Source organism: Pontiella sp. (assembly GCF_041622395.1).
Classification (GTDB): Bacteria; Verrucomicrobiota; Kiritimatiellia; order Kiritimatiellales; family Pontiellaceae; genus Pontiella.
On record NZ_JBFJYW010000354.1, the window covers coordinates 1 to 3,497 of the forward strand.

Annotated in this window: 2 protein-coding genes; both read left to right on the forward strand. The window is 60.6% G+C overall.

Translation table 11 applies throughout. The features are described from left to right. Nucleotides 1-177: 177 nt before the first annotated feature. Complete coding sequence (locus ABYO54_RS15360) at nt 178-1,014, forward strand: glycosyltransferase family 2 protein (protein WP_372809115.1); 837 nt, start codon at nt 178-180, stop codon at nt 1,012-1,014. A gap of 122 nt (nt 1,015-1,136) precedes the next feature. Next, nucleotides 1,137-3,389, forward strand: a complete 2,253-nt coding sequence (locus tag ABYO54_RS15365; protein WP_372809116.1) for a hypothetical protein — start codon at nt 1,137-1,139, stop codon at nt 3,387-3,389. Nucleotides 3,390-3,497 lie beyond the last annotated feature (108 nt).

The window sequence follows — 3,497 nt, forward strand, 5'->3', positions numbered from 1 at the left end:
AGCTTTCGCAGGCGAAAGATCGCTGGATGTAGGACCCTTTCCAGCAAGAAGGAATAAGCCCTGTTTCAAGCCCTTGGCCTGAGCAGGGTTTTCTTTTGCCAAAACATAATGGACTCCTGCAGTGGCACGCGGTTAAACTTAATCTTTGTTTATAATCTCAACCTCTGAGCAAACTACATGTCTCCACCAAAAGTCAGCATTGCCATCCCGCTCTACAACTGCGCGTCGCATATTCGTGCAACGATCGACTCCGTCCTGGCCCAAACCTTCGGCGATTTCGAGCTGACGGTGATCGACGACCAATCGACGGACCACTCCTACCACATTGCGAGTTCCTACGACGACCCGCGCGTCCGCGTCGTGAAGAACATCGAACGGCAAGGCTTTTTCGGCAACTGGAACGCCTGCCTCGAGTTCATGACGGGCACCTACTGCAAGCTGTTGCCGCACGACGATCCCCTCGAACCCACCTGCCTGGAAAAGCAGGTCCAGGTGCTCGATCGGCACCCGGAGGTGGAACTGGTCCACAATGCGCGCAAGATCATCGACCCGGCCGGAAACATCCTGGCGACCCGGCGGGTGAAGGAAACCTCGGGAATCAAAGATTCCAACGAAAGCCTGCGGCAGATCGTCCGCTCCGGCACCAACCCGATCGGCGAACCGGCATCCGTTATGTTCCGCCGGACCACCAAGGACCGGATCGGCGGCTTCTGCGAGGCCGACATGTTTTCAATCGACGTGGAATACTGGTCGCGCCTGCTGGCCGAAGGCAAACGCTACTACATCGACGAAGTGCTCAGCTCGTTCCGCGTCTGGCCGGACTCCGCCTCGGTTCGCCTCTTCGGCAGCCAGTCGCGCTCGATGCGGGGCTTTTACCAACGCCTGCAAAAACGCTACCCCGAAGCCATCTCCCCGTCCGACGTCCGCATCGGCGCACTGAAGAGCAGTGCGCTCGAGCTTGCGCGCGGCGGATTCTATGTCTGGATGCGGTGGACCCAGCGGGGCGGACGCTAGCAGCCCCAACGGGATTGCCCGACACCGGATCGGCCTCCGCCTTTTAAGCGTCATAGAGTTTGTTATTAGGGACCGTGTTTGGCATGGTTTCATCTGTTTTTGCATTACTTATCAGGGGCCCCATGGGAAAAATCGACTATTCATCCACGCTTTGCAAAGCGTTATCTCAAATCGCAGACCATCCGCAGTTGCGGATCAAGCACCGACCCGTCCGCTACGAAAACGGCACGGTTCTGCCCGTGGAGATCACGGGCGTTTTCCCCGCCATCTCGGGCAAAGCCGAACTGACCGTCGACAAATTTCTCGGCGGCGGCTTCGCGGGCCAGGTCTACCGTTGCAAACTGACCGGACTCGAACTCCCTGCGGGCACCTTCATTCCGGGGCTGGAAAAGGATCAGCTCTACGCCATCAAGATCGTGATTCCGCCGAGCAGCTTTTCGCGCTGGTTCCGCAACACCACCTATTGGCTCGCCTTCCAGGGGCCGTTCAGCTCGCAGGTCAACCATGGCGCCTGCCGGGCCGGGCTGCTCTGGCAAAAGCTGGTGCGCCGCGCCGGCCTCGTCAAGTTCGGCCGCGAAACCGCCGTGAAGGATGCCTATGCCTCGTTCTGGGACGCCAACCTCAACGCCTACGGCGAAATCACCGAATGGGTCGAGGGCCGCATGTGGAACCTCGAAGCCGACGAGGACATTACCAAACGCTTCGACTGGCGAAACGTGCCGCTCGAAGAGACCGGCAGCCCGGAATACGTCGACAAGCGCCGCTTCATGCGCGACATGGTCGAGCTGATGCACGATATGGGCGCGCCCGAGTTTGCCCGGCAGTACGAGTGGTCGACCATGAAGAGCCAGCCCAACTGCATGAAACGCACCGACACGGCGGACGGCGGCCTCTGCGCGATCGACTTCCGCGCGGGGCTGGCCCTGCTGCCGTGGCTACCGATGAGCCCCGGCGATTTCAAGCTGATCTTCAACGGTCTCAAGCGCGGCGCGCTGGTTCAGTTCGACCGCTGCGACCTCGCGAAAATGGAAGCCTACGTCGCCGCCCACCCTGCGGTGTTCGCCGACGTCCAGCCGATGATCGACGAATTGAAGGTGCAGGACCGCGCCTACCGCCGCTCGTTGCTCGACATTACCCACCACGGCCTGCGCCCGCTCTTCGACAAGGAATTGAAACTCGATATCGTCAACGGCCTCGTCGAAGGCTACGTGGCCGACGACCTCGTCGACGAAGCCTTCGCCGAAAAGCTGCGTAAAGGCGGGCTGACCTTCTCGTTCTTCCATCTGATCGGCGCGGTTCCGCTCCTCGGCAAAATGATCCGCCAGCGCTGGGGCTCGGCCCATTTCCGCCAACACATGCTCGGCATTTTCACCAAGCCGGACTATTTCAAGACGGCTCTGAAGGCGCGCGCCGCGCACGACCTGATCGGCTGGCACCGCGCCGGACGCACCGACGAGGCCCGCACCCGCAAGCTGGCCGAAAAACCCGCCGCCTTCTTCCTGGAAAAGTTCACCATCGGCCGCCTGCCGATCGGCCTGCACCGTTTCTGCATCCGCCCGTCCATCGCCTGGAACGGCATCGTCGCCTTCTTCAAATTCATCTACGACTTCGCCAAAGACGAGGCCTTCCGTGAAAAGTGGTTCCTCGACCAAGTGGCCGAAGGCGAGGCCGACGGCATGCTCACCAAAGAGGAGCACGACCACATCGTCTCCATCATCAAGGAGCCGTACATCGTCAAATATCTCAAGAGCATGGCGGTCCACTTCTGCACCATCCCGGTTACGCAGATCGTGAGCGTCATCACGGGGGCATTCGTCGCGGCGTACGTCTACCACCAAACGGGCGACAAATCCGACGCGTCGTTGGCTTTCGCGGGAATCGTCGCCCTCTTCCAGGTCACCCCGGTCTCGCCCGGCTCGCTTTGCCGCGGGTTCTACGTGGTCTATCTGATGATCCGCGAGCGCAACTGGCGCGACTACCTCGTGGCGGCGCCGCTCTCGTTCGTGAAATACATCGGCTACCTCGCCTTCCCGTTGCAGATGACGACCACCTACCCGCATCTTGCGCGCTTTCTCGTGAGCCGCCGTGCCACCTCCGTGGTGCACATCATTCCGGTCTTCGGCGAGCATGGCGCCTTGCTGGAGCACTGGGTGTTCGACCTGTTCTTCAACATTCCGCAGATCATGGGCCGCCACACCCGCGGACTGCTCACGACCTGGATGGTGCTCGGCATCGCCGTGCTCGGCCCGCTGCTCGCCATCGCCGATACGCCGAAAGGCATCGTCGGCCTCTCGATCGCGCTGGTCGCCGTCTTCATCTGTCCGCGGCTGGTCTTCTACCCGATCCTTAGCCGCAACAAAAAGCAGGCGACCTAACTGACCCAATAAAAAACGCCGAATCCCGGAAGGATTCGGCGTTTTTCTTTTGCTCAGGGAAGATGGAACCTACGCGTCTTCGAAGAGCCAGGTGGAGAGATAGCGCTC